The 26,098-nt window shown below is 68.3% G+C and carries 26 protein-coding genes, 1 tRNA gene and 1 pseudogene; 20 read left to right on the forward strand and 8 right to left on the reverse strand.

Translation table 11 applies throughout. From position 1 onward, the window contains the following. The first annotated feature begins 6 nt into the window (after positions 1 to 6). Together glyA and ABIB15_RS01630 are read left to right on the forward strand one after the other, a co-directional pair. Positions 7 to 1,293, forward strand: coding sequence for a serine hydroxymethyltransferase (glyA, locus tag ABIB15_RS01625; protein ID WP_354475124.1), 1,287 nt, complete (start codon positions 7 to 9; stop codon positions 1,291 to 1,293). Beyond that, on the forward strand, positions 1,287 to 2,165 hold the full coding sequence (locus ABIB15_RS01630) for a bifunctional methylenetetrahydrofolate dehydrogenase/methenyltetrahydrofolate cyclohydrolase (RefSeq protein ID WP_354474734.1): 879 nt from the start codon (positions 1,287 to 1,289) through the stop codon (positions 2,163 to 2,165). The genes glyA and ABIB15_RS01630 overlap by 7 nt, the downstream gene beginning before the upstream one ends. A gap of 130 nt (positions 2,166 to 2,295) precedes the next feature. Here ABIB15_RS01630 and ABIB15_RS01635 read toward each other — a convergent pair whose 3' ends face one another. Then, positions 2,296 to 3,159, reverse strand: coding sequence for an IclR family transcriptional regulator (locus tag ABIB15_RS01635; protein ID WP_354474735.1), 864 nt, complete (start codon positions 3,157 to 3,159; stop codon positions 2,296 to 2,298). Between the two features lie 151 nt (positions 3,160 to 3,310). Between ABIB15_RS01635 and ABIB15_RS01640 the strand changes: the two genes are divergently transcribed. From ABIB15_RS01640 to ABIB15_RS01690, 11 genes and pseudogenes are all read left to right on the forward strand, one after another. Next, complete coding sequence (locus ABIB15_RS01640) at positions 3,311 to 3,976, forward strand: ABC transporter permease (protein WP_354474736.1); 666 nt, start codon at positions 3,311 to 3,313, stop codon at positions 3,974 to 3,976. 1 nt (position 3,977) lies between these two features. Continuing rightward, positions 3,978 to 5,087, forward strand: a complete 1,110-nt coding sequence (locus tag ABIB15_RS01645) for an ABC transporter ATP-binding protein (RefSeq protein ID WP_502908901.1) — start codon at positions 3,978 to 3,980, stop codon at positions 5,085 to 5,087. A gap of 2 nt (positions 5,088 to 5,089) precedes the next feature. Further along, positions 5,090 to 5,881 (forward strand): ABC transporter permease, encoded by a 792-nt coding sequence (locus tag ABIB15_RS01650; RefSeq protein WP_354474739.1) that lies wholly within the window; start codon positions 5,090 to 5,092, stop codon positions 5,879 to 5,881. Positions 5,882 to 5,925: 44 nt separating this feature from the next. Continuing rightward, on the forward strand, positions 5,926 to 6,864 hold the full coding sequence (locus ABIB15_RS01655) for a glycine betaine ABC transporter substrate-binding protein (protein ID WP_354474741.1): 939 nt from the start codon (positions 5,926 to 5,928) through the stop codon (positions 6,862 to 6,864). Continuing rightward, positions 6,865 to 7,374, forward strand: a complete 510-nt coding sequence (gene fae / locus ABIB15_RS01660; RefSeq protein WP_354474742.1) for a formaldehyde-activating enzyme — start codon at positions 6,865 to 6,867, stop codon at positions 7,372 to 7,374. Positions 7,375 to 7,399: 25 nt separating this feature from the next. Beyond that, positions 7,400 to 8,503 (forward strand): mandelate racemase/muconate lactonizing enzyme family protein, encoded by a 1,104-nt coding sequence (locus tag ABIB15_RS01665; RefSeq protein WP_354474744.1) that lies wholly within the window; start codon positions 7,400 to 7,402, stop codon positions 8,501 to 8,503. Beyond that, complete coding sequence (locus tag ABIB15_RS01670) at positions 8,500 to 10,005, forward strand: aldehyde dehydrogenase (protein ID WP_354474745.1); 1,506 nt, start codon at positions 8,500 to 8,502, stop codon at positions 10,003 to 10,005. Before ABIB15_RS01665 ends, ABIB15_RS01670 begins: the two co-directional genes overlap by 4 nt. A 41-nt stretch (positions 10,006 to 10,046) precedes the next feature. Then, the gene (locus ABIB15_RS01675; RefSeq protein ID WP_354474747.1) at positions 10,047 to 10,985 is read left to right on the forward strand and encodes an NAD(P)-dependent oxidoreductase; all 939 of its coding nucleotides are present in this window, start codon (positions 10,047 to 10,049) and stop codon (positions 10,983 to 10,985) included. Beyond that, positions 10,982 to 12,169: an iron-containing alcohol dehydrogenase family protein gene (locus ABIB15_RS01680; protein WP_354474748.1), complete on the forward strand. Its 1,188-nt coding sequence runs from the start codon at positions 10,982 to 10,984 to the stop codon at positions 12,167 to 12,169. The genes ABIB15_RS01675 and ABIB15_RS01680 overlap by 4 nt, the downstream gene beginning before the upstream one ends. After that, positions 12,166 to 13,662: an NAD-dependent succinate-semialdehyde dehydrogenase gene (locus ABIB15_RS01685; RefSeq protein WP_354474749.1), complete on the forward strand. Its 1,497-nt coding sequence runs from the start codon at positions 12,166 to 12,168 to the stop codon at positions 13,660 to 13,662. Before ABIB15_RS01680 ends, ABIB15_RS01685 begins: the two co-directional genes overlap by 4 nt. 54 nt (positions 13,663 to 13,716) lie before the next feature. Continuing rightward, positions 13,717 to 13,833, forward strand: a pseudogene (locus ABIB15_RS01690) (bifunctional methylenetetrahydrofolate dehydrogenase/methenyltetrahydrofolate cyclohydrolase); the annotation flags it as partial. Positions 13,834 to 13,978: 145 nt separating this feature from the next. On the opposite strand, the gene ABIB15_RS01695 reads toward ABIB15_RS01690, so the two are convergent. Genes ABIB15_RS01695 through galT form a run of 3 tightly spaced genes read right to left on the reverse strand, consistent with a single transcriptional unit; the run spans position 13,979 to position 17,030 of the window. Beyond that, positions 13,979 to 14,758 (reverse strand): hypothetical protein, encoded by a 780-nt coding sequence (locus tag ABIB15_RS01695; RefSeq protein WP_354474751.1) that lies wholly within the window; start codon positions 14,756 to 14,758, stop codon positions 13,979 to 13,981. A gap of 32 nt (positions 14,759 to 14,790) precedes the next feature. After that, the gene (galK, locus tag ABIB15_RS01700; RefSeq protein ID WP_354474752.1) at positions 14,791 to 15,948 is read right to left on the reverse strand and encodes a galactokinase; all 1,158 of its coding nucleotides are present in this window, start codon (positions 15,946 to 15,948) and stop codon (positions 14,791 to 14,793) included. After that, positions 15,945 to 17,030 carry a galactose-1-phosphate uridylyltransferase gene (galT, locus tag ABIB15_RS01705; RefSeq protein ID WP_354474754.1) on the reverse strand — a complete coding sequence of 362 codons (1,086 nt, stop codon included), beginning with the start codon at positions 17,028 to 17,030 and terminating at the stop codon, positions 15,945 to 15,947. The genes galK and galT overlap by 4 nt, the downstream gene beginning before the upstream one ends. Positions 17,031 to 17,083: 53 nt before the next feature. Here galT and ABIB15_RS01710 point away from each other — a divergent pair, with 53 nt between their 5' ends. The 6 genes from ABIB15_RS01710 to ABIB15_RS01735 all read left to right on the forward strand — a co-directional run bounded on the left by ABIB15_RS01710 (position 17,084) and on the right by ABIB15_RS01735 (position 22,432). Beyond that, the gene (locus ABIB15_RS01710) at positions 17,084 to 17,998 is read left to right on the forward strand and encodes an aldose 1-epimerase family protein (RefSeq protein ID WP_354474755.1); all 915 of its coding nucleotides are present in this window, start codon (positions 17,084 to 17,086) and stop codon (positions 17,996 to 17,998) included. Between the two features lie 46 nt (positions 17,999 to 18,044). Next, on the forward strand, positions 18,045 to 19,148 hold the full coding sequence (locus ABIB15_RS01715; protein ID WP_354474756.1) for a VIT1/CCC1 transporter family protein: 1,104 nt from the start codon (positions 18,045 to 18,047) through the stop codon (positions 19,146 to 19,148). Positions 19,149 to 19,205: 57 nt separating this feature from the next. After that, positions 19,206 to 19,673 (forward strand): pilus assembly protein CpaE, encoded by a 468-nt coding sequence (locus ABIB15_RS01720; RefSeq protein ID WP_354474757.1) that lies wholly within the window; start codon positions 19,206 to 19,208, stop codon positions 19,671 to 19,673. After that, positions 19,670 to 19,999, forward strand: coding sequence for a hypothetical protein (locus ABIB15_RS01725; RefSeq protein WP_354474758.1), 330 nt, complete (start codon positions 19,670 to 19,672; stop codon positions 19,997 to 19,999). Before ABIB15_RS01720 ends, ABIB15_RS01725 begins: the two co-directional genes overlap by 4 nt. Positions 20,000 to 20,196: 197 nt before the next feature. Then, positions 20,197 to 20,769, forward strand: coding sequence for a Rieske (2Fe-2S) protein (locus tag ABIB15_RS01730; RefSeq protein ID WP_354474759.1), 573 nt, complete (start codon positions 20,197 to 20,199; stop codon positions 20,767 to 20,769). Positions 20,770 to 20,926: 157 nt separating this feature from the next. Further along, positions 20,927 to 22,432, forward strand: coding sequence for an HNH endonuclease signature motif containing protein (locus tag ABIB15_RS01735; protein WP_354474761.1), 1,506 nt, complete (start codon positions 20,927 to 20,929; stop codon positions 22,430 to 22,432). 162 nt (positions 22,433 to 22,594) lie between these two features. Here the strand turns inward: ABIB15_RS01735 and arsA are convergent, their stop codons facing one another. The 4 genes from arsA to ABIB15_RS01755 all read right to left on the reverse strand — a co-directional run bounded on the left by arsA (position 22,595) and on the right by ABIB15_RS01755 (position 25,338). Beyond that, the gene (gene arsA / locus ABIB15_RS01740; protein WP_502908895.1) at positions 22,595 to 24,394 is read right to left on the reverse strand and encodes an arsenical pump-driving ATPase; all 1,800 of its coding nucleotides are present in this window, start codon (positions 24,392 to 24,394) and stop codon (positions 22,595 to 22,597) included. Further along, positions 24,364 to 24,780: an arsenite efflux transporter metallochaperone ArsD gene (gene arsD / locus ABIB15_RS01745; RefSeq protein ID WP_354474763.1), complete on the reverse strand. Its 417-nt coding sequence runs from the start codon at positions 24,778 to 24,780 to the stop codon at positions 24,364 to 24,366. The genes arsA and arsD overlap by 31 nt, the downstream gene beginning before the upstream one ends. A gap of 29 nt (positions 24,781 to 24,809) precedes the next feature. Continuing rightward, positions 24,810 to 25,199 carry a metalloregulator ArsR/SmtB family transcription factor gene (locus ABIB15_RS01750; RefSeq protein WP_354474765.1) on the reverse strand — a complete coding sequence of 130 codons (390 nt, stop codon included), beginning with the start codon at positions 25,197 to 25,199 and terminating at the stop codon, positions 24,810 to 24,812. Positions 25,200 to 25,265: 66 nt separating this feature from the next. After that, a tRNA-Lys gene (locus ABIB15_RS01755) sits at positions 25,266 to 25,338 on the reverse strand. A 62-nt stretch (positions 25,339 to 25,400) separates the two neighbouring features. Here ABIB15_RS01755 and ABIB15_RS01760 point away from each other — a divergent pair. Beyond that, the gene (locus ABIB15_RS01760; protein WP_354474766.1) at positions 25,401 to 26,030 is read left to right on the forward strand and encodes a DNA-directed RNA polymerase subunit beta; all 630 of its coding nucleotides are present in this window, start codon (positions 25,401 to 25,403) and stop codon (positions 26,028 to 26,030) included. Positions 26,031 to 26,098: the final 68 nt, after the last annotated feature.

Consider the following 26,098-nt stretch of genomic DNA (forward strand, 5'->3'; position numbering starts at 1 on the left):
ACCACCGTGTCCGACAGCCTTCCCTCCACGTTCACAGAGCCCCTGTCGGTCGTCGATCCCGAGATCGCCGCCGTGCTGAGCCAGGAGCTCGGCCGCCAGCGCGGAACGCTCGAGATGATCGCGAGTGAGAACTTCGTCTCCCGCGCCATACTCGAGTCGCAGGGCTCGGTGCTCACCAACAAGTACGCCGAGGGCTACCCTGGGCGTCGTTATTACGGCGGATGCGAGTTCGTCGACATCGCGGAGAGCCTCGCGATCTCGCGTGCGAAGAGCCTGTTCGGCGCGGAATTCGCCAACGTGCAGCCCCACTCCGGAGCCACCGCGAACGCGGCGGTTCTGTCGGCGATCGCGACGCCGGGGGACACCATCCTCGGCCTCGAGCTGGCGCACGGCGGCCACCTCACGCACGGCATGAAGCTCAACTTCTCCGGCAAGCTCTACAACTCCGTCTCCTACGGCGTCGACCCGAACACCTTCCTCGTCGACATGAACGTCGTGCGCGACAAGGCGATCGAGCACAAGCCGAAGGTGATCATCGCGGGATGGTCCGCCTATCCGCGCCAGCTCGACTTCGCCGCCTTCCGTGCGATCGCCGACGAGGTCGGCGCGGTGCTCTGGGTCGACATGGCCCATTTCGCCGGTCTCGTCGCGGCGGGCCTGCACCCGTCGCCCGTTCCCTACGCGGATGTCGTGTCGTCGACCGTTCACAAGACGCTCGCGGGCCCGCGATCCGGTGTCATCCTGAGTCGCGACATGGCCCTGGCCAAGAAGCTCAACTCGAATGTGTTCCCCGGCCAGCAGGGCGGACCGCTCATGCACGTGATCGCGGCGAAGGCGACCGCGTTCCTCCTCGCCGCGCAGCCGGAGTTCCGCGACCGCCAGGAGCGCACGATCGAAGGCGCGCAGCTGCTCGCCGCCCGCCTCATGGCCTCCGACTCCGCCGCGGCGGGGGTCGACGTGCTCACCGGGGGCACTGACGTGCACCTCGTGCTCGCCGACTTGCGTAACTCTCCGCTCGACGGCCAGCAGGCCGAGGACGTGCTGCACTCGGTCGGCATCACGGTCAACCGCAACTCGGTGCCGTTCGACCCGCGCCCGCCGATGGTCACTTCCGGTCTCCGCATCGGCACGCCGGCCCTCGCCACCCGTGGGTTCGCGGCCGCCGAGTTTACCGAGGTCTCCGACATCATCGCCCTCGCCCTTCTGCCCGACCCCGACGTGGAGGCACTTCGCGCCCGCGTGCTCACCCTCACCGAGGGATTCCCGCTCTACCCCGGTCTCGAGAAGTGGTAGCGGTTCGGCTCGACGGCGTCGCCACCGCGTCTGCTGTCAAGGCCGAACTCACCGGTCGGATCAGCGCCCTGAAGGCCGCCGGCATCGCGCCGGGCCTCGGCACGCTGCTGGTCGGAAGCGATCCCGGCTCCCTCTCCTATGTCGCGGGTAAGCACCGGGACTGCGCCGAGGTCGGAATCGAGTCGATCCGCGTCGACCTGCCCGCCACGGCATCCGAGTCGGAGGTTCGTGACGCGATCGCGGCGCTCAACGCCGATCCGTCGGTGACCGGCTACATCATCCAGCTGCCGCTGCCCGCCGGTCTCGACGAGAACGCGATGCTCGAGCTGATGGATCCGGACAAGGATGCCGACGGGCTGCACCCGACGAACCTGGGGCGGCTCGTGCTCGGCGTCGCCGGGGAGCTCGACTCCCCGCTGCCGTGTACCCCGGCAGGAATCGTCGAAATGCTGCGCCGTTATGACGTTCCGATCGAGGGAAAGCACGTCGTCGTCGTGGGGCGTGGGCTCACGGTCGGACGTCCGCTCGGGCTGCTGCTGACCCGCAAGGGCATCGACGCGACCGTCACCCTCACCCACTCCCGCACGGTGGACCTCGCGAGCGAGGTGCGTCGCGCCGACATTGTCGTGGCGGCGGTCGGCGTCGCCGGGCTCATTCAGCCGGACTGGGTCAAGCCTGGCGCTGCGGTGCTCGATGTGGGCATCACCCGCGTCGTCGACGAGAGCACCGGCACGGCGCGGCTGCGCGGGGACGTCGACCCTGGCGTCGCGGATGTCGCCGGGTACCTCTCGCCGGTCCCCGGCGGAGTCGGTCCGATGACGCGCGCCATGCTGCTGGTCAACGTGGTGGAGGCGGCCGAGCGGCTTCGCTGACGCTGTCTGGCTCGCGGCAACCGCACGCAACGCAGGAGATCCGGCGACTCACCGTGTTGCGACGCCCAGAAACTCGGCGTGTGTGCCGGATCTCCTCGGTTGCGTTCGCGCGCGACGCCAACCCGCGTGGTCAGCGGCGGCGCGGCGTCCCGCCGAGATGGATCGAGAGCTCGCCGGCGATCCGCGCGAGCAGAGCACCGACCTCGTCGAGGTGCGAACCGAGACGCACCTTGGGCGCGCTCAGATTGATGGCCGCAACGATGTTGCCCCGAAAGTCGTAGACGGGTGCGGAGGCGCCGACGACGCCCAGTTCGAACTCCTCGTCGACCGTGGCAAAGCCTCTCGACCGAATCCGCTCGACCTCGTGGAGCAGGCTTGCGAAGTCGGTGATCACCGGGGTGCCCTCCACCGTAGGCGCGGCCGCGAACGCCTCGGCTTGCCGCACCACCGGCGAGACGGGTCCCGTCACGGCGCGGTCGTGGCCGTGCAGGTCGTACCATCGGCTCAAGTCATCCTTGTGCCAATCGCTGATGAGCACTCGCCCCGACGACGTTCGCCAGGCGGCCACACTGACCCCCTCCCAACCTATGCCCCTGAACGCATATTCGCTCAGCTCGCTCGCCAGGGTCAGCACGTTGTCGCCACGAAGCACGCAGAGGTGCGCGGTCTCGTGCGTGGCGGTGACGACCCGGCGTAGGAATGGCGCGGCCTCGCGCACGAGCTGCGACTCGAGCGTGCGTGCCGCGAGCGCGTAAAGCTGGTAACCCAGTCGGTAGCCAAGGCTGTGCTCGTCGCGCGCAACGAGGCCCGCTTCCGCGAGGGTCGCGAGAGTGCGAGATACCTGCCCCTTGTCGCGACCGACGAGTTCGGCGATGCGCACGACGCCGAGCCCGCCGGCGGATTGGCCCTCGGGCGACCCGAGTACTTCGAGCAGGTCGAGGTCGCGGCGCAGGCCAGCTGAGTTGCGCCGCGGGGGAGCAGGTTGATCATTCATACCTTCACGTTAGAGGCCAGTTGACATTCGCACAACGAGAGTTGCGCATAATGTCGCAGTCCCCGTAGTCTCGCCTCATTCACGGAATCGGCTCGGGGGACCACTTCGCCGCAGACGCCGTGCTCAATGACGAGTGAGGAGCACCACGGCCGTGACGGAATTCGATTTCGGCGCACTGCTGACCTTCTGGGGTCGCAAGTACGACGACATCCTCGCCCTTGTCGGCGAGCATCTACTCGTCGTCGCCCTCGCCCTGACCTTCGCGACGATCATCGGCGTCGGCGTCGGCCTGCTCGTCTGGGACCGCCCGATCGGGCGCTCCCTCGCAGTGACCTCGGCCGCCGTCATCCTCACCATCCCTTCGCTCGCGCTGCTCGCCGCGATGATCCCGATCTTCGGCCTCGGCTGGATCCCCACCCTCATCGGTCTCACCCTCTACTCGCTGCTGCCGATCATCCGGAACACCGTCGTGGGGCTTCGCGAGGTCGCGCCGGCGATCATGGAGTCCGCAAAGGGGATGGGCATGAGTCCGGTCAAAGTGCTGATGTCGGTGCAACTGCCGATGGCATGGCCGGTGATCGTCACCGGTGTGCGGGTCGCCGCTCAGCTCACGATCGGCATTGCCGCCATCGGCGCGTACGTCGGGGGGCCGGGGCTGGGTCAGATGATCTTCCAGGGCCTGTCATCCCTGGGCTCACGCAACGCCCTGAACTACGCACTCACCGGCACCGTCGGTGTCATCCTCCTCGCGCTGCTCGTCGACGCGATCTTCAACACAATCACCAAGTACACGACTTCGAAGGGGCTGCGTGCCTGACATGACCGACTCGACTCCCGCCGGCCCCACTCACCCCCACGACGACACCCGCCCGAATAAGCTCATCGGCTCCTCCTCCGCGGCCGCCACGATCGCCACCACGACGTCGATCACGACCGTGAAGAACACGAGTGGCGCGCACATCGAGCTGAGCGGGGTGAGCAAGGTCTATCCGAACCAGGCGGCGCCAGCCGTGGAGAACTTCTCCATGGACGTTCGGCCGGGCGAGCTGATCATGTTCGTCGGTCCTTCCGGATGCGGTAAAACGACGACGATGAAGATGATCAACCGCATCATCGAGCCGACCTCCGGGTCGATACAGATCGATGGCAAGGATGTTCTCTCGTTCGACCCCAACGAGCTGCGTCGCCACATCGGCTATGTCATCCAGCAGATCGGGCTCTTCCCTCACATGACGATCGCCGAGAACATCGGCGTCGTGCCCCGGTTGCTCGGCTGGTCCAAGGCGAAGATCGCCAGTCGCGTCGACGAACTCCTGTCGGTCGTGCAGCTCGATCCCGGTACCTTCGCTGACCGGTACCCCAAGCAGCTCTCGGGCGGGCAGCAGCAGCGGATCGGTGTGGCCAGGGCCCTGGCCGCCGACCCGCCCGTCATGCTTATGGACGAGCCCTTCGGTGCGACCGATCCGATTACCCGGGAGAAGCTGCAGATCGAGTTCTTGCGCCTGCAGGAGACGATCGGGAAGACGATCATCTTTGTCACGCACGACTTCGATGAGGCCGTCCGACTGGGCGACCGGATCGCGGTCCTGAGCGACCGGTCGCAAATCGAGCAGTTCGACACGCCCGCCAACATCCTCACCACGCCCGCGAACGACTACGTGGCGTCGTTCATCGGGCACGGAGCGGCGCTCAAGCGGCTCGCTCTCATCCCCGTCACGGAAGCCAGGCTGGGGCCCGCGAGCGCCGCCGTCGGACGGGTCACGGTGCCCGCCAGCGAGACCCTGCGCGACGCACTCGACGCTCTCGTGCTCACCGGGGCGCCGGCGATCGGCGTGACCGACGACGCACTGCGGGTGGTCGCGTCGATCTCGGTCGACCAGATCTCGGCCGTGCTCGGCGCCGACGCGATCCCCGCCGGGGAGCGCTGACCGTGGCCGTCCAGACCGCAGTCGAGGTCCAGCTCACCGGTGCGATCCCGACGGTGACACCGGTGCGCGTCCGGTTCTGGTCCCTGCGCCGGATGCTCACGCCGATCGTCATCGTCGCTGTGCTGCTCGCGCTCTACCTCTGGATCGCGTCTATCCCACTCGACTCGATCATGCAGCGCACCCTCAACTGGGACTACATCCTGTTGCGCACCCGGGAACACCTCGTGCTCACCTTCGCGGCGTCCTTTCTCGTCGCAATCCTCGCAATCCCCACCGGTATCATCGCGAGCCGCACGACGTCACGGCTGTTGCGGGGCACGATTCTCACGGTCGCGAACATCGGGCAGGCCACCCCAGCAATCGGGTTCATCATCCTGCTCGCCATCATCTGGCAGATCGGATTCCAGACCGCGCTCATCGCGCTAGTCGCCTATTCCTTCCTACCCGTGCTCCGCAACACCATGGTCGGGCTGGCGCAGATCGACCCCAACGTCACCGAGTCCGCGCGGGGAATGGGCATGACGCCGGGCCAGGTCCTGACGCGCATCGAGCTGCCGCTCGCGGTCCCCGTCATCCTTGCCGGGCTGCGCACGTCGCTCGTCTTCGCGGTCGGTGTGGCCACCGTCGCGACGTTCATCAACGCGGGCGGGCTGGGCGACATGATCGTCAACGGCCTCAAACTGCAGCGCTTTCCCGTGTTGATTGCCGGGGCCGTCATCGTCTCCTGCATCGCGCTGCTCATCGACTGGATCGCCAGCATCGCGGAGGACCTTCTGCGTCCGCGTGGCATCTGAGAAGTTCCACCAATCACAGTTCCCGAAAAACCAAGGAGAAACACATGAACAACCGAACCATGTCATTGATCGGCGTGCTCGCCGCGGGCGCCGTCGCCCTCACAGGCTGCTCGGCCGGCTCGCCCGCCGCCGAGGAGGGCAGTGCGGGAGGCGAACTCAGCGGTCTCAGCGGCGAGATCGGCGCGAAGGACTTCTCGGAGCAGTACATCCTCGCGCACATCACGAGCCAGCTGCTCAACGCCAATGGGGCAGACACCTCCGCGAACACGACGGTCGTCGGCTCGGCGAACGTGCGCTCGGCTCTCGAGAGCGACGAGTTCCTCGGCTACTGGGAGTACACCGGCACGTCGTGGATCACCTACAACGGAAACACGGCGCCGGTCGTGGGCGAAGAGGCCCAGTTCGACGCGACGAAAGAAGCGGATGCTGCAAACGGCATCGCCTGGCTCGACCCGGCACCGTTCAACAACACCTACGCGTTCGCCATCCTCTCCGACAAGGGCGACGAGCTCGGAGTCACCTCGCTCAGCGAGATCGCCGCTCTTCCCGAGGACGAGCAGACATTCTGCATCGAATCCGAATTCTCGACGAGAGACGACGGCTGGCCCGGGCTCAAGTCCGCGTATGGAATCGACGTTCCCGACTCCAACGTGGCGCTTCTCGACACCGGCGTCATCTATGACACCACAGCCAAGGGAGACGTCTGCAACTTCGGTGAGGTCTTCGCGACCGACGGCCGCATCAGCGCCCTCGGCCTCACGGTGATGGAGGACGACGAGTCCTTCTTCCCCGTCTATCAGGGGGGATTCACTCTCAAGCAGAGCACGCTCGATGAGTTCCCCGCGATCGCCGACGTGATGGCCGAGGTCGCCCCGATGCTGACCACGGCGGAGATGCAGCGCCTCAACGCCCTCGCCGACGTCGATGGTGAAGACCCGGAAGACATCGCGACGGACTGGCTCGAAGAGATGGGTCTGATCTAAATGGCCCAGGCCCTTCAGCTCGGCGAGAGCTTCATTGGCGCCGGCGTCAACGCCGCCCACGTCAACACGGTTTTCGGCCACCGCGAGGGGCCGGCGGGGGTGGCGTGGGCGACTGCCCTCGCCACCCCCAGCCATGGGCACGTGCCTTTCGTGACCGTGCTGCGCCCGTCGCTGCCGGTCAAGCCCCTCACCCTGTTCGTCACGAAGGCGGCTCCGGCGACTGACGCGCACGGGCTCCTCATCTGGGGCCCGGCGCAGGCGGGGATCGCCGCCGGAGTCGCGGATGCCCTTGCCGACGGCACCATCAGCCCCGAGCAGGCGGACAGCCACGTCATCATCGCAGCCGTCTGGGTCAACCCCGCCGCCGACGACGCGGAACAGGTTTACGCGAACAACCGGGAATCTGCCCGCACGGCGATCCAGAACGGGTCGCGTTCACTCCCCGCGACCGCTGATGTGATAGCCGCCCGCAACACCCCGACCAACCCGTTCTTCACGCCTCGAGCCTGAACACAACCAGGAGCACCGCACACACATGAGAATCACTGCTATCCGGCTCACGAGGCTCAGCCTCCCGCTGGATCCGCCGTTCCACGCGGCGTGGGATCCGACGCCGCGCACGTCATTCCCCGCGACGCTCGTCGAGGTCGAGACGGACGAGGGAATCACGGGTGTCGGGTCCGGCGACACCATGGACGGTTTCGAGGCCTTCGAGAGCCTCTTCCTCGGCACCGACCCGCTGCAGATCCTCAACCAGGTGCGCCGCATCGAGACCATTAATTTTCACGGCGGTCGCTACTGGCCGCTCGAGGCCGCGCTGTGGGACATCATCGGGCAGGTCACCGGTGTGCCGGTGAGCACGCTGTTCGGCGGGGCGAGGGACCGGCTGCCCGCCTACGCCTCATCGGGGGAGCTGCTGTCTCCCGGAGCCCGTGCGGAGTCAGCGCTCGCCGCACGCGAGCTCGGCTTCAAGGCCATGAAAATCCGCATTGCGCGCAACCGCCTCACCGAGGGCATCAGCGCGGTCCGCGCCGCGCGGGAGGCGGTCGGCGACGACTTCGACCTCATGGTCGACCTCAACCAGATGTGGCGCATGTCCGGCGACATCGATGCGGCCCTCCCGCTCGCGAAGGTGCAGCGTGTCGCCGCCGAGCTGCACGACCTCGGAGTGCTCTGGCTCGAGGAACCCCTGCCGCAGGTCGACGTCGCCGGCGCACAACGCGTGCGCGCCCAGGTCGGCATCCAAATTTCGGGCGGGGAGATGGTGCGCTCGATTGGCGAGATGATGACCCTCGTCGAGAGCGACGCCTTCGACATCTACCAGCCGGACGTGGTTCTCGCGGTGGGGATGTATCGCGCCCGCCAGGTGGCCGAGTGCGCCAACCTGCGCCACCGTCAGTTCACCCCGCACACCTGGAGCAACGGGCTCGGCCTGCTCGCCAACCTGCATGTCGCCGCTGGAGTGGATGCCGGACCGTACATCGAGTTCCCGTTCGACCCGCCGGGGTGGACCCCGGAGCGGAGAGACTTCTTCATGGCCCCGCTCATGATCGACGAGCACGGTGACCTGCTCGTTCCCCAGCACCCGGGGCTCGGAGCCCAAATCGACTACGACGCAGTAAGGCGCTACACCGTATGAGCACACCGCAGCATCCGATCGGCCGCTGGCACGCGGCGGCCGACGCGCTCACCCCCGAGACCAGGCTGTTCATCAATGGGGAGTTCCGCGACGCGCGTGACGGGGGAACCTTCGAATCCATCGCCCCTCGGCACGGCGGGCTGCTCGCCCACGTGAGCGCCGCGAGCGACATCGACGTGGACGACGCGGTGCGCGCCGCGAGTGCCGCGTTCGAGTCCGGCCTCTGGTCGAGGGCCGACCGCCGCGAGCGCCAGCGAGTTCTTGTGCGGCTGTCGGAACTCATGCTCGAGAACCTCGATGAGCTCGCGCTTCTGGAGTCGATCGACTCCGGGCATCCGATCGGGGATGCGCGCCGTGTCGACGTGCCGAACGCCGCCCGCACCATCCGCTGGTACGCCGAGGCGCTCGACAAGGTCTACGACGAGATCGCCCCCACGCCCGAGAACGCGATCGCCCTGGTGCGCCGCGAGCCGCTCGGCGTCGTCGGAGCAGTCGTGCCGTGGAACTATCCGCTCATCATTTCCGCTTGGAAGGTCGGCCCTGCGCTCGCCGCAGGAAACTCCGTCGTTCTCAAGCCTGCCGAACTCACGAGTCTCTCCGCGCTCAAGCTCGCCGAGCTCGGGCGGGAGGCCGGCATCCCCGCCGGGGTGTTCTCGGTGATCCCCGGACTCGGCCGCGTCGCCGGCCAGGCGCTCGGACGCCACGATCTCGTCGACAAGATCGCTTTCACCGGGTCACCCCAGGTTGGAAAGGGATTCCTCACCTATGCGGGGGAGTCCAACGGCAAGCAGGTGTCACTCGAGCTCGGCGGCAAGTCCGCGCAACTCGTGCTCGCCGACGTCGAGGACATCAAGGCGTGTGCCTCCGCCGTCGCGTGGGGCATCTTCTACAACGCCGGGCAGACCTGCCACGGCGGCAGCCGTCTCATCGTCGACGAGCGCGTGCACGACGAGCTCCTCGAGGAGGTGATCGCGGTCGGACGCTCGCTCGTACTCGGCGATCCGCTGGATGAGGCCACGCAGATCGGAACGATTGCGAGCAAGGTGCAGCTCGCCCGCGTGCTCGAGTACATCGAGGTCGCGCGCGCGGAGGGCGCGACGGTACACGGCGGCAACCGCGTGCACCCGGACGGACTCGCCGAGGGCTACTACGTCGAGCCGACGATCTTCGACGGCGTCGACAACGCGTCGCGAATCGGTCAGGAGGAGATCTTCGGGCCGGCGCTCTCGGTGACGACCGTGCGCGGGGTCGACGAGGGCATCCGTGTCGCGAACCACAGTGACTACGGCCTCGCCGCGAGCGTCTGGACGGCGAACGGCTCGGTGGCCCACCGCGCGGCCCGCGACCTGCGGGCCGGCACAGTCTGGGTCAACACCTACGACGTTTCGGACGTCATCACCCCCTTCGGCGGCATCAAGCAGTCGGGCGCCGGTCGCGACCGCTCGCTCCACGCCCTCGACGCGTACTCCTTCCTCAAGACCACCTGGATCAACGTCGGCTGAGCCGGACGCCCGATCCGCACGGAACCCTTCGCAGAAAAAGAATGAGAGAAATGACTGAACCCACTTCGATGACCATCGGATTCATCGGACTCGGCAATATGGGATCGGGGATGACACGAAACCTGCAGAAGGCAGGCTTCCCGTTGATCGTCAACGACATCCGGCGCGGATCGGCCGATGAGCTCGTCGCGGGCGGCGCGACATGGGCGGACAGCCCCGCCGAGGTCGCCTCCGGCAGCGACATCGTCATCACGATGCTGCCAACTCCCCGCCACGTCGAAGCGGTCGCGTTCGGCGCGCGTGGCATCCTCGCGGGTATTGCCGACGGCGGCACCTGGATCGACATGTCGACGTCGGTGCCGGAGGTTACGGAGCGCGTTCGCGCCGAGAACCCGCATCGCGGCCTGCGGATCCTCGACGCCCCGGTCTCGGGGATGTCGGTCGGCGCCGCGAGCGGCATGCTGCAGATCTTCGTGGGTGGCGACCCCAGCGACGTCGAGCGAGTGCGCCCCGTGCTCGAGGCGATGGGCGATCCGGAGCGGATCCTGCACGTCGGCGCGGCCGGCACCGGCTATGCGGTCAAACTCATGATCAACCAGCTCTGGTTCTCGCATCTCGTCGCCACGGCGGAGGTGCTGGCGATCGGCACGAAGGCCGGCGTCGACCTCGAGGTGCTGCGCCGGTCGCTCATCGCGAGCCCCGCCAACAGCAACTTCGTGCAGAACGACGTGCTGTCGATCCTCGACGATGGTGACTATGACGAAGGGTTCGCGATCGCGCTCGCCTGCAAAGACCTGGGGCTCTCGATCGACCTCGCCCGTTCTGTTGGTGTTCCGGCAGAGCTGTCGGGACTCGTCGAGCAGATCTATCGCCGCGCTAAGGCGCAATACGGCGACAGCGCCGGGGAGATGACGCCGTTCAAGCTCTACGAGGACCTCGCTGGCACTCCGCTGCGCCGCGCGACGGAGGTGTCCGCATGAGCATCCTTCCTCCTCAGGGCGTCCCGCTCGGCGACATGGAACTCAATCTCGACCCCAAGCCCTTCGCCTACTTCGGCTGCGGCCGAGTCACCGAGGTCGGCCGGATCACGGCGGCGACGGGCGCCTTGAGCGCCCTCATCGTCACCGACTCATTCCTCGCGGCCTCTCCCGTCGTTGCGGCCGTGCGCGCGTCGCTCGAGGCGGCCGGCGTTGACGTGTCGGTCTTCGACGGCGTGAGTCCGAACCCCACCACGACCTCGGTGGATGCGGGCAGCGACCTCGCCCGTGACCTCCACGTGCACGCGCTCGTCGCCGTCGGCGGCGGATCGTCGATGGATGCTGCGAAGGGCATCGCGCTCGGTGCCGTGAACCCGCACCGCGGCATCGAGCTCGACTACCGCAACGAGTTCGCGAACGACGCCCTGCCCATCATTGCGGTTCCAACGACGTCGGGGACCGGTGCCGAGGTGAACGCCTTCGGCGTCATCACCGACGTCGTTGGGCACCGCAAGTTCTATGTCGGATCGACGAGCGCCCTCGCGAGGGCCGCCGTGCTCGACCCGGAGCTGACAGTCGGGCTCCCGCCGCGCGCGACCGCTGCAACGGGCATGGACGCCCTCACCCACGCCCTCGAGTCGTACATCGCGCTGCGCACGAATCCCTACAGCGACGGCATCGCTCTGCAAGTCATCTCGACCGTCGCCGAGTATCTGCCACGCGCGGTGGCCGACGGAGCCGACATCGAGTCGCGCTCGCAGCTGCTCTTCGCCTCCCACATAGCCGGGGTCGGGTTCTCGCACACGGGCCTCGGGCTCGTGCACGGCATTGCTCACCCGCTCGGCGGCCGGTTCGACATCCCGCACGGCCTCGCGCTCTGCATCGTGATCGAGGAGGTGCTGCGCTTCAACCTCCCCGAACGCGAGGGGCGCCTCGCCCGCGTGGCGTTCGCCCTCGGCGTCGGCGACACGGCAGCCTCGACGGCCGCCAACGCAGAGGCCGCGATCGTCGAGGTTGCCAGCCTCGCCCGGCGCGTCGGAATGCGCGCGACGCTGGGCTCCTTCGGGGTCACCGGCGCCGACCTCGCATCCCTCGCCGACGACGCCCTCGCTGACTCGGTCACGGGCAACAACCCGCGCGTGCCGGTCGCATCCGACATCATCCGCATCCTGGAGGCCGCCCTGTGACAAATCCGCCCACCCCCGCCACCGAGGCGGCCCTTCTCTCGTCGCTGCCCACCGGCCTCTACATTGGCGGGGCCTGGCGCAACGCGAGCGACGGCGGAACCCTCGACGTGATCGACCCCTCTACGGGTCGCACGCTGCTCACGATCGCCTCCGCGACCGCCGACGACGGAGCGGCGGCCCTCGACGCCGCCGTCGCCGCCCAGCAGGCCTGGGCGAAGACCGCGCCACGCGAGCGGGCCGAGATCCTGCGCCGCGCATTCGAGGCCGTCACCGCGCGGGCCGACGACTTCGCGCTGCTGATGACGCTCGAGATGGGGAAGCCCCTCGCCGAGTCACGGGGCGAGGTCGCCTATGGGGCGGAGTTCCTGCGCTGGTTCTCGGAGGAGACCGCACGCATCAGCGGGCGGTTCGCGATGGCGCCCGATGGGACGAGCCGACTGCTGGTCATGAAGCGCCCCGTCGGGCCGAGCCTGTTCATCACGCCGTGGAACTTTCCCCTCGCGATGGCGACGCGCAAGATCGCCCCGGCGATCGCCGCGGGCTGCACGATGGTGCTCAAACCGGCCGCGCTCACCCCGCTTACGTCGCTGCTGTTCGCTCAGGTGCTCGCCGATGTTGGGCTGCCGGCCGGCGTGCTCAATGTCATCCCCACCGCGAGCGCGGGCGCTGTGACCGGTCCGCTCATCCGCGACCCGCGCCTGCGCAAGCTCTCCTTCACCGGCTCCACCGAGGTCGGTCGGCGCCTCATCGCGGATGCCGCGCAGCAGGTGCTGCGAGTGTCGATGGAGCTCGGCGGCAACGCCCCCCTCATCGTGTTTGACGACGCCGATCTTGACAAGGCCGTCGACGGGGCGATGCTCGCCAAGCTCCGCAACGGCGGCGAGGCCTGTACCGCCGCCAACCGCATCCTCGTGCAGGAGGGAGTGGCGAAGGACTTCACCGCCCGTCTCGTCGAGCGGATGCGGGCGCACACCGTGGCGCGGGGCACTGACCCCTCCTCGAAGCTCGGTCCGCTCGTCGACGAGGGGACCCGGCAGAAGGTCCACGAGCTCGTCACCTCCGCGATCGCGGATGGGGCGACCCTCGCACTCGGCGGACACCCGATCGACGGTGATGGGTACTTCTATGAGCCGACGGTACTCACGGGCGTGCCCGCGCACGCGGGCATCCTGCGGGAGGAGATTTTCGGGCCGGTCGCGCCGATCGTGACGTTCTCGACTGAGGCCGAGGCGATCCGCCTCGCCAACGACACCCCGTTCGGGCTCGTCGCCTACGCGTTCACGAGGGATCTCAACAGGGGCCTGCGGCTGGCGGAGGAGCTCGAGGTCGGGATGTTCGGCCTCAATACGGGAATCGTCTCGAACCCTGCGGCGCCGTTCGGGGGTGTGAAGCAGTCGGGAATGGGGCGTGAGGGCGGCGTGGAGGGCATCGAGGAGTACCTCGAGACCCGCTATGTGGGCATCGCCGATCCCTACGCCGAGGGGCTCGGCTAGGTCGGAGCGGATGGGTCCGGACAAGGATGCAGATGGGCCGCACCCGATGTACCGGGGCGGCTTGTTCCCGGTGTCGCCGGGTACCTCTCGCCGGTCCCCGGCGGAGTCGGTCCGATGACGCGCGCCATGCTGCTGGTCAACGTGGTGGAGGCGGCCGAGCGGCTTCGCTGACGCTGTCTGGCTCGCGGCAACCGCACGCAACGCAGGAGATCCGGCGACTCACCGTGTTGCGACGCCCAGAAACTCGGCGTGTGTGCCGGATCTCCTCGGTTGCGTTCGCGCGCGACGCAAACCGGCGTGGTCAGCGGCGGTGACTCTACTCGCCGCGGTAGCCGATCCCGCAGGAGATCCCCGTGGCGTCGGACCCCGGATCCCAGCCGGGAACATCCTCAACGGCCGGCGTCGCGAGCTCGGTCACGACGACCCGGCAGGCCTCGATCGTGGCGCCGGACTCGAATGGCACGGTGAATCCGTAGTGACCGTAGGCCCACTGGCTGAGGTCCGGTAGCGTGCGGCCGCTCTCGTAGTTGGTGATCGCGGTGCCCGCCCCGGACCCGGTCATCTGATAGCGCCCCGTACACGTCGTCGTGGTGTCGATCGCCTGGACCTTGTCACCGGAGGCGACCTTCGCGTAGTACGGGCTGCCGAGCGCAAGGTCGACCGGGGCAACGAAAGTCTCGCCCTCAGGGCTGCTCGCGAGGTCGATGCGCATCAGGCTGCTGCCGAACTTCGCGAGGGACTCCTCCGAGATCGGGGCGGATGCGTCGGACACGCTTCGCCCCTCCAGGGCTGTGCACTGCTCGACGAAGTCCTCGACGAGTGGCGCGGCCGCGGTGTCGGTCGAGGCGACCGGCTCACGTCCGGTGATCGAGATTTCCAGCGTCGTCCCGTCGATCGCGCGCACCTTCGCCGACACCGTGAAGAGCACGTCGTCGGGTTTCGCCGTCTTCTCGGGTGTGGGTTCCGGCGACGGCTCGACCGTGGCGCTGGGCTCGGGTTCCGGCGCGGTCGCCGGAGCGCTTGTGCAGCCGGCGAGCGCCAACAGGGCGCCGATCGACACGGCGACGCGAACGGAACGAGCAAGGGAAATGGCCACAAGGGTCTCCAGGATTGTGGCGCAGCGCGCCGCTAGTCGCGACTGGCTCCCTTGGCAGCGCTCACCACGAAAGTATCAGGCTGCCCGAATCCGTGCTCGGCAAACGCCCCATCGATAGCGACTTGCAATCTCGACACGGCATCCGTCGGTACGAGCGCGATCGCGGCACCGCCGAACCCGCCGCCGGTCATCCGGGCGCCGAGGGCGCCGTTCATCGTCGCGGTCTCCACGGCGAGGTCGAGCTCGGGCACCGAGATCTCGAAATCGTCGCGCATCGAGCGGTGGGATGCATCGAGCAGGTCGCCGATCGCCCGCGGGCCCTTCTCGCGCAAGGTGCGCACGGTATCGAGCACGCGCTCGTTCTCGGTGACGATGTGCCGCACCCGACGGAATGTCACCTCGTCGAGAACCTCGCGAGCGCGTGGGAGGTCGTCGACGGTGACTTCGCGCAGAGAGGTGACCCCGAGCAGCTTCGCGCCCAGCTCGCAGGACGCGCGGCGGTCGGCGTAGCCCCCGGTCGCGTGGGAGTGGCTGACGCCCGTGTCGATGATGAGCAGTTCGAGCCCGGCCGCGGCAAAGCCGAGGTCGACGACCTCCGACTCGAGCGTGCGGCAGTCGAGGAAGACGGCCGAGTCGGTTTCGCCGAGCAGCGATGCCGACTGGTCCATGATCCCGGTTGGGGCGCCGACGGCCTTGTTCTCGGCGAGCTGTCCGACGCGCGCGAGAGTGCGCCGGTCGAGCCCGAGATGCCAGACATCGTTGAGGGCGAGCGCGACGGCGCTCTCGATCGCGGCCGACGACGAGAGCCCGGCACCGACGGGAACGTCGGAGTCGATGAAGATGTCGAAGCCGGGAACGGCTGCGAGGTCGGCGCCGTGCTCGCCGAGCGCCCAGGCGACGCCGAGTGGATAGGCCGACCAGCCGTGCAGGTTGTCGGTGTCGAGCTCGGAGAGGTCGAGCTCCACGAGCTCGTCCGCGAATGAGCTCGCGATGCGCAGCATCCGGTCGGAGCGGAGGCCGAGCGCGAGGATTGTGCGCCGGTTGATCGCGAACGGCAGCACGAAGCCCTCGTTGTAGTCGGTGTGCTCACCGATGAGGTTGACCCGGCCGGGGGCAGACCACAGGCCGCTCGGCTCATACCCGAAGGTCTCAGCGAAGCCCGCTCGAACCTCGTCCCTGATGTCGGTCATGCTTTCGCGATTCCTTCCCGGATGAATGCGGCGGCCTGCTCCGGCGCGACGTCGCCGATCCAGGCGCCCATCGCGGCTTCGGACCCGGCGAGGTACTTGAGCTTGTTCTCGGCGCGTCGCGGCGACGTGACCTGGAGCATGAGACGGATCTCGTCGCGCTTCTCGGTGACCGGTGCCTGGTGCCAGGCGGCGATATAGGGCGTCGGAGTGTCGTAGAGCGCATCGATGCCGCGCAGGAGGCGTAGGTAGATGCTCGACAGCTCGTCGCGCTCGGCCTCGTTGGTGGCGGCGAAGTCGGGGATGTGGCGGTGGGGGAGCATGTGCACCTCGATGGGCCAGCGCGCCGCGAACGGCACGAACGCCGTCCAGTGCTCGCCGCTCAGGACGACCCGCTCGCTGGCGCGCTCACTCGTGAGGATCTGCTCGAACAGGTCGGGACCCACCGCGTCGACCTGGTCGATCAGGCGGCGGGTGCGCGGGGTGACGTAGGGGTAGGCGTAGATCTGGCCGTGCGGGTGGCTCAGCGTCACGCCGATCTCCTCGCCGCGGTTCTCGAACGGGAACACCTGCTCGATGCCCGGCAGCGCCGAGAGCGCCGCGGTGCGGTCGGCCCACGCCTCGATCACCGTGCGCGCGCGCGACTGGGTCAGGCTGCCGAACGACCCCTCGTGCTCGGGGCTGAAGCAGACGACCTCGCAGCGGCCGATGGACGGATGCGTGCGGCCGATGCCGACACTCCCGGCGGCGGGCACGTCGCCCAGTTCGGGACCGAACGACGGCGACCGGTTCTCAAACACCGCAACGTCGTAGTTGTCAGGGATCTCCGACGGGTTCGTGTCGGTTGCGGGAGCGAGCGGGTCGAGGTGCGCCGGCGGCAGGAATACGCGGTTCTGCCGCGCCGAGGCGATCGACACCCACTCCCCGGTCAGGACGTCCTGGCGCATCGTCGCGGTGGCCGGACGAGGATCGAGCACGCGCGCGTCCGGCTTGCGATGCGGGCTCAGCGTCGAATCGGCGTCATCGAAATAGATCAACTCCCGTCCGTCGGCAAGAACATATTCGCGCTTCGTAATGGGAGCCATCAGCCTTGTTTCTCTCAACAGACGAGCGCCGGTATTCCCCTAGTCTTGGGCGCATGAGCACACCCACCGGGGAACAATTCGCACTCACGAGGACGAGCGGGAATCGGCAATCACGGGCAATCATAACGGAGCTGGCGGCTGGCCTTCGCGCCCTCTCGGTCGACGGAATCGATCTCGTCGAGACCTACCCCGACACTGCCCTCCCTCCCTATGGCTCCGGCATCGTGCTCGTCCCGTGGCCGAACCGTGTCCGCGACGGCGCGTGGATGCTGGATGGCAGCGCGCAGCAGCTCGACCTCACCGAGGCCCCGCGGGGCAACGCCATCCACGGACTGCTGCGCAACACGGGCTACCGTGTCGCCGAACGCAGCGACGACGCGGTGACCCTCGCGGCGACCGTGTTCCCGCAGCATGGCTACAAGTTCCAGCTCGAGACGACCGTGCGCTACGCGCTGACCGACGACGGGATCGCCGTCACGCACGGCATCCACAACGTCGGCACAGCGAGCGCGCCCGTCGCCGTCGGCGCGCACCCGTACCTGCGCCTCGGCGACGTGCCCGTCGAGGACCTCACCCTCACACTCCCGGCGACGACCCACATCGAAGTCGACGACCGTCTCAACCCGGTCACGGTGACCGCGGTCGACGGCACCGGCCACGACCTCAGGGCCGGCGGCCGGGTCGGCGACCTCCAGCTCGATGACGGCTTCGGCGGGGTCGGCTCGGGTGCCACCCATCGGCTGACCGCGCCGGACGGCCGCTTCGTCGAGCTCTCGCGCGACCCGGAATTCGCCTGGGTGCAGGTGTTCACGAACAGAAAGTTCCCGCGGGACGGGGAGCTCGGCCTCGCGATCGCGGTCGAGCCGATGACCGCACCAGCGAACGCCTTCAATAGCGGTGAGGGGGTGCGCTGGCTGGAACCGGGGCAGACGTGGAGCTTGGGTTGGGGCATCCGTTATTCTGGGTAGTTGATCGGGGGCCAGTTTCCTCGCCGCCGTGTTCGACCGGAGGACCATGAACGTAGCGCCACTGCCCTCCAGTCCTGAGGTCGGCGGAACGGCTCGCGAGCCGAGCCCGTCCGACATCCGGCGGTGGAGGCGCTACCTCGCCGACGAACGCGCCGAGGCGGCCGTCTACCGCGATCTCGCGCGGCGGCGTTCCGGCGAGGAGCGCGAGATCCTCCTTGCGCTCGCCGAGGCCGAGGGGCGCCACCAGCAGCACTGGATCGCCCTGCTCGGCGACGACGCGGAACCGCGCCGTGGCGGTGACACGCGCACCAGGGTGCTGGGCTTCCTCGCCCGCCAGTTCGGGTCGGTCTTCGTGCTGGCGCTCGCGCAACGGGCCGAGTCGCGGTCGCCCTATGAGATGGATGCGGATGCGACGGCCGCGATGGCCGCGGACGAGCGGATCCACGAGGAAGTCGTGCGCGGACTGGCCGCGCGCGGCCGAAGCCGGCTCTCGGGAAGCTTCCGTGCCGCCGTTTTCGGCGCGAACGACGGGCTCGTCAGCAACCTCGCCCTGGTCGCCGGGGTCAGCGCGAGCGGCCTTGCCCCCGGCGCGGTACTCCTCACCGGCGTGGCCGGGCTGCTTGCCGGCGCCCTCTCGATGGGAGCGGGGGAGTACGTCTCGGTGCGGTCGCAGCGCGAACTGCTCGAATCATCTACACCCAACCCGAGCGCGGGCAACGTCGTTCCCGACCTCGACGTCGACGCGAATGAGCTCGCGCTGGTCTACCGGGCCCGCGGGATGACCCCGGAGGAGGCCGCCGCGCGCGCGGGCGAGATGCTCGCCGACCACGCGCTGCGCGACTCGAGCGACGGCGGCGACGACCACGAGGCCGTCGGCACCGCGATGAAGGCCGCCGCGACAAGCTTCTGCTTCTTCGCGTCGGGCGCGATCATCCCCATCATCCCGTTCCTGTTCGGCATCAGCGGCATCGCGGCGCTCGTCATCGCCGCCGTGCTCGTCGGTGTCGCTCTGCTCGCGACGGGCGCCGTCGTCGGCATCCTGTCGGGCGGTCCGCCGCTCAAGCGCGCCCTGCGGCAGCTCGCGATTGGCTACGGCGCCGCGGCCGCGACCTACCTCCTCGGCCTCGCGTTCGGCACGGTGGTCGGCTGACCGGCGACGTCGTCGACCGGCCATCCGACATCCAGCCTCGTGTGGGCATAATTGCCCATGATTTCCACCGAACTGGCCAGGGCGCTGCACGACTCCGGACTCGTGTGGCATCCCGCCTCGGGGGACGCGTTCCGCATCGACCGACCCGAGGTCGACGCCGACGTCTTCACGGTGAGCGAGATGACAGTGGAGGCTTACGAGCATCCGACCGGCACGATCCTCGGCTTCAATGGCACAACCGAGTGGGCGCTTGACTCGGTCGACCTCGAGGATGCCCTGTGGCTTCCCCGCGAGGACCAGCTGCGCGACCTGCTCCGCGCAACGTTCCGCAGCCTCCAGCGAGCCACAGACCGCGAGGACGACGATCCCGTGTACCGGGTCGAGGCGGTCATTGCGGGCAAGACGGTGTCGTTCACCGGGTCGGATGCCGCCGACGCCTACGGACGGGCGTTGCTTGCCCTGATTGACCTCTCCTCGGCAAGCCCTGTTGATGATCAGGCGGCTGGCGTACCGTGGATCCCATGACACATCACGATGGAAACGAGTCAGAGCACACCCACGAGCCAGCGGTGCCGACCGCCGACGAAGCCGCGGACTACGTGCATCCGGTTGACAGGGGCGACGGCACGATAGAGGAGCCGCTCGCCAGCGAAGACCAGGGCAGCTATGTGAGCGGGGCCGTGCACGAGCACGTACCAAGCGAGGACACCGTACCGATGACGATGGATGAGAAGGGTGATTACGTCACTCCGGTCGACCACGGCGCCGGCACTGAGATCGACGCTGACGAGGAAGCTGGCGAATACGTCGACGCCGATCACAGCGACGAGAAGCAGCGCGATACGAAGTAGCGGGCCGTTCGCGCCGTGCGTCGACCGGCCGCAGTGGGTGCGCGACACGCTGCACGGCGTGTGGGTGTGGCGGCAATCCTCGACCTGATGCAACCCACGACCCGGGCCGCCCGGGTGGTCGTCGGCGTGGGGGCTGCCGGCGCGCTTCCCGCGGACTGGCCGGATACGCAGACTGGGCGCGGCTGCACGATCGCCAATTGCGGGTCGGCATCGTGCACTCGGCCGCCAACCTCGTCGCCACTGGCCTCTTCGCGGCCTCGTTCGTTCAGCGGGCGAGGGGGCGCCACGGAAGCGGCAAGGTGCTGAGCTTCACGGGGCTCGCCTTCGTGTCGGCGGCCGCCTTCCCGGGCGGGCACCTCAGCTACCGGCAGGCTGCCGGGATGAACCGCGCCGCCGACATCGTCGACCGTTTTCCGCGAGGGTGGCACGCCATCGGTGCTCTGTCCGACCTCGCTGAGGGGCGCCTGATTCGGTGCACGGTCGGTGAGCTGCTGCTGGTCGTCTATCGGCGCGGCGAGCACGTGATGGTGCTCTCCGACACCTGCAGCCACCTCTCCGGGCCGCTGAGCGACGGGAGCCTAGCCAGTGGCGAGCGCACCGCCAGCGCCGAGCCGTGCGTCGAGTGTCCGTGGCACGGGAGTACGTTCCCGCTGATCTCCGGTGACGTGGTGGCGGCCCCGCGACCGCACACCAGCCCATGTTCGGCACGCGGGTCGTCGCAGGCGCCGTCGAGGCGCACCTGCCCGAAACGCGCTAGCGCGGTTGAGTGAGCAGGCCGCCCGTGGCCGTGTTGGAATGCGGGCCGGACGCCCGTGACTCCTCCTCCACAGGTCCCCCGTCGCGAGGGTTATCCACAGGCATTACCCCAGATCAGGCTATGGTTTACAGTCCGTCAGCAATGTCGGTGGCATCTGTCAATGTGTGGGTATGTCCAAAGCAACCGATCTCCTCGCCGCGAGTGCTCACTCGTGCGTGTCAGTCTGGGCCGGTGCGTTGACCGGATTCGGTGACCAAGTCGGTGAGCACCCGGATCCGGTGACGGGCTCGTTCGGCGAGGCCATCGTGGTAGCTCCTGCGCAACTGGATGTCGAGTCCATGTCCGACGCGGGCCTGCTCCGGGCGATCCGGTCCGGCTACGACCTGAAACGCCAGGTCGATGCCCTCCTGGTCCGGGCCGCCGGAGAACTCAGCGTCCGGTCGCGCCCCTCTCTCGGCCAGGGCGGGCTCGCGAAGTCCTCCGGGCATACCTCCCCCGCGGCGCTGCTCACCGAGCTGGGCCGGATCACCCTCGCTGAGGCCGGGAAGACAGTGCGGCTGGGCGAGGCCACCACCGCCCCGGTGTCCCTGCTCGGGGAGCGTCTCCCGGCCCCGTTCCCGCTCGTCGCCGACGCCGTCAACACCGGTGCGGTGCAGGTCGATGCGGCGCAGGCGATTATCACCAGCCTGACCCAGGCCGCCCCACGCGCCCTCCCGGAGCACCTGGTCGCCGCCGAGTCGGAGCTGGTCGACTTCGCCGCCGCCCATCCAGCGGACACCGTGCGGAAGCTCTCGGTCGCCTGGCGTGACGCGCTCGACACCGACGGGGTCGCACCGAGGGAGGAGGCGCTGATCGCGCTGCGGTCGCTGCGGTGGTCCAAGCAGGGCAACGGGTTGGAGCGGTGCACCATCGACCTCGACCCGCTCGGTGCCGGGTATGTGCGCACGATGATCGACGCGATGGTCGGCGACGCCCTGCGCACGGTGCGGTTCGAGGCGGAGTCCGCCGTGAACGGCGCGGCGGGAGCCAAGGGCGGCCACAGCCACGGCGACGATGGGGTGGACCGCGACAACTGCTCGGCCGACCACATCGAGCTCCAGGACCCGCGTACCATCCCGAGGATCGCGGCCGACGCCCTCATTGATGTGGCCCGGCACATGATGGGCTGCACCACCGCCCCCGGAACCCTCCCGCACACCACCCTGGTCATCCGGATGACCCTGGAGCAGCTCCAGACCGGTCTTGGTGTCGCCCAGCTGGACGGCGTCGAGGAGCCCATCACCGCCAGTGCCGCCCGGATTCTCGCCGCGGACGCAGAGCTGATTCCTGCGGTCCTCGGCGGAAAAGGCCAGGTCCTCGACCTCGGCGTCGGCAAACGACTGTTCACCCGCGCCCAGCGGATCGCGTTCGCTGAACGCGACGGCGGCTGCGCCGTCACCGGCTGCGGGAAACCTCCGTCCTACACGGAGGCGCACCACATTCACTGGTGGTCGAACGGTGGGCCAACGAATTTGAACAACGGGATCCTCTTGTGCACCGGCCACCACCACGTGATCCACAACGGTTGGACAGTGCAGGTCATCGACAACGTGCCTTGGTTGATCCCACCTGCACGCATCGACCCGACCCGCACCCCGAGGCGCGGCGGAAGATTGCCGATGCCACACCCGTCCTGAACAAGGGGCCGGGTTCTGCCGGTTGAGCAGCGCGCCCTGGCGTGCGTGTCGAAACCGACCGCAGTCGCGTGGCTTCGACACGGTCGCTGCGCGGCCTGCTCAACCAGCTGAAGCTCAGCCGGGTGAGCAGGCCGCCCGAAGAGAGGTGTGTCCATTCACGGGCTACGCCGGCTGGGCGAGGCCGTCAGTCAGGTCGGCCAGGAGCGCCTCGCCGATCGGCTCAACCGCGAGAAGGGGCACGATGGCGACGTGATTGGTGATTGCGCGAACACGGTCGATCTGTACGAGCTCATTCGCGGCGCGCTGGCGCAGGAACGCCGAGGAGGGGTGCGCGGCGGCAATGGAGTTGTTCACGACCCACGCCCAGGGATGGATTCCGGCCCGCTCGAGGTCCTGCTGCAGCTCCTCCGCCTCGAGCACCGGCGTCGTCTCGGCCAGGGTGACGAGAATCACCTTGGTCAGATCCGGATCCTGCAGTCGCATGAGCGGCGTCACGAACGGCATGCTGTCGCCGACCTGGCGGGCGATCTCCCGATGGTACGAGCCCGTAGCATCCAGTAGCAGGAGGGTGTGGCCGGTCGGTGCGGTGTCGACCACGACGAACTTGCGACGGGACTCGTGGACCGCACGGGAGAACTCCCGAAAGACGGCGACCTCGTCGGTGCAGGGCGACATCAGGTCTTCGGCGAGCGCGGCCTTGCCGTCGGCGTCGAGATCCTTGCCTTTCGTGGCCATGACGTGCTCACGGTAGTCCCTGATCGCCTCGACAGGGTCGACGCGTGAAACCGTGAGCCCGCGGATGCTGCCGTGCAGGGTGTCGGTGAGATGGGCGGCCGGGTCTGTCGTGGTGAGGTGCACGTCGTGCCCGCGCTCGGCCAGCGCGACCGCGATCGCCGCGGCGATGGTGGTCTTGCCGACTCCTCCCTTGCCCATGCACAGCACAAGGCCGTGGTCGTCGCGTTCGAGGTCGTCCACGAGGAGTCGCAGTGGCGCGTCGGCAAGCTCCCGCACATCGCGGTCACCGGCGGGGGGTTCGGCGGATACCGCCGCGGAGAAGAGCTGGCCCAGCGCGGCGACGCCAACCATGTTGCCGGACCTCAGTTCGAGGAGGTCGCGGGGGAGTCCGGCGATCGTGTCGGGCATCGCCGCGATCGCGGCGGCCTCGCGATCTTGCACGGCCTGAGCAAGGGGTTCCTCGCCCGCAAGCGTCGGCAGGATGCCGTTGACGACGACGAAACCGCCGGCGATACCGATCTCGTTGAGTTCGCTGAACGTGCGATCGATCTCGGCGAGGGATGACGCCTGCGCGCGGCTGACGAGCACCAGACGGGTGCGCGACGGATCCGCGAGCGCGCGAACCGCCTGCGCGTAGACGGTCTTGTGCTTCTCGAGCCCGGACAGCGGGCCGAGGCAGGACGGGTCGCCCTCGCCGGCATCGAGGAACTCCGTCCAGGAGCCGGGCAGCTGCAGCAGCCTGATCGTGTGACCGGTCGGCGCCGTATCGAAGACGATGTGGTCGTACTCGCCGTAGGAGGTGTCATCGGTGAGCAGGCTGGTGAATTCGTCGAACGACGCGATCTCCGTCGTGCACGAACCGGAGAGGCTTTCGGCGATTCCAGCGAGCTCGCTGTCGGGAAGGAGCCCGCGCACTGGCGCGATGATGCGCTCGCGATAGGCCTCGGCGGCCTGCTCGGGGTTGATCTCGAGCGCGGCCAGGCGCGGGATCCCGTCGATCGGCGTGATCGTATTGCCGATCGTGATGCCGAAGACCTGGCCGATGTTCGAGGCCGGATCGGTGCTCACGAGGAGCACGTTTAGTCCTCGGCCGGCGAGTTCCAGTGCTGTGGCGCAGGCGACAGAGGTCTTGCCCACACCGCCCTTGCCGGTGAAGAACAGGAACCTCGGAGGGTGCTCCAGAAACTTCATCGGTGTCAGCAGCAGCCGGTCGCGCCGCCGCAGCATCCGCCGGACGATTCCGTCAGGCCAAGCTCCGTTCGCGGCATGGCGCCTGTGGAGCTGGCTGCGCCCGTGGAGTTGGCTGCTCCGCCGAGGCCGGCGAGCTCGCGCAGCTGTTCGAGGCTCGGGTAGGCGCCCGTGGCGACGGTGACGCCATCGACGACGGTGAGGGGCAGGCCTTTCGACCCGACGGTGTGCATGAATCCGCGCACGGTCTCGTCGCTCGTGAAGGCAGTCGGGTCGCCGGCGAGGTTGTGGCGGGCGATGTCGGCGCCGAGGCCCTGGAGGTTGCGCACGTTCGCGGTGACCTCGACGAGCGACTTGTCGACGTCGGCTCCGCAGACGCCGGTGTCGCAGCAGAGGGCGGCTTCGTAGATACGGATTGTGGGCACGGTGTTCTCCTTAGGTCATGCTCGTTGGGTCATGCGCTGCATGATCGGCTGTCGGTCTGGTCGCCGTCATCCAGTTGGATGGCGACGCCCATGGCGCGGATGGCGTTGGTCTCTACCGCGTAGTGCACGCTCATGCCGCGGCGCTCCTTCGAGACCAGGCCGGCTCTCTCGAGCGTCTTGAGGTGATGGCTCACGGTCGGTTCCGATAGGCCCACGACGGGAGCGAGGTCGCAGGTGCACGCCTCCCGGCCGGGCTGGCTGAGCATGAACGCGATCAGCCTGAGCCGCGTCGGGTCGGCGAGCGCCTTCAACCGGATCGCCAACCGCACGGCATCCTCGACCGGAAACTCGGGCGTGGAGGCGAGCGGCGCGCAGCAGATCGGCGAGATGTCGTCGAGGACCGGGAGCGACTTGGGCATAGCGCCATTGTCACACTTATTCGATGTGTGTCAAAGAGGTATGTGGTTTCGACACGGTCGAGAGGGTGGGCCCCGTCGGACTCGAACCGACGACCCGCGGATTAAAAGTCCGATGCTCTACCAACTGAGCTAGAGGCCCCTGCCAGACAAATCTACCGGGCTTTTTCGGGCCGCGCGGCGACTGGCATAGTCTGGACTGCGATGACCGACGAGTTCCACAAGCCAACCCAATTCTCGGGCGCAAAGTTCGAGAGCATGATGGGCGGCGACGACCCAGCCCAGATCAGCCGTGTCGCCCATGAGACGGCGCACGCGCTGCTCGCCCGCGTGCGGTTCAGCTCCGACCCCGGAGTCGTCGAGCGGCTCGTCGCCTACACCGACGACCACGGCATCGATGCGATCGCCGAACTCTGGTCGCGCGCGAGCGCGAGATCGCTGCCGGGGGCGCTCTGGCGCATCTACCTCATGCGGGCCCTCATCCGACAGGATGCCCAGGGCACGAGCTTCTACTACCAGCGCGGCACCGAGATGGCCGCGACAATCGACCCCGTGGTCGCCGGGGCGACGAGCCCGACCGGGCCGGCCGAGATCATCCAACTCGCGGACGAGATCCTGCGAGGGGTATTCGACGGCGACTTCGGCATCGCACTGGACCGCGCGGCCGCGTTCTGCCGCGTCACGTCGACCGGAGCGGCGAGCGTCGCGGACGACATCGAGGTCACTGATCCGGCGCGCGCGACGGAGCTCACGACCAAGGCGCTGCGCCTCTCGCACACTGCGAGCGAGTTCACCGCGTGCGCTCGCTCGTGGCGAAGCGGCACACTGGATTGACGCAGCCGGCTGTGCTTAGACTGGTACTTGGCCTTCGGGCCATGGCCGGACCGCAGTAACCCCGGGCT

It is taken from the genome of Marisediminicola sp. UYEF4 (assembly GCF_040546025.1).
Taxonomy (GTDB): Bacteria; Actinomycetota; Actinomycetes; order Actinomycetales; family Microbacteriaceae; genus Marisediminicola.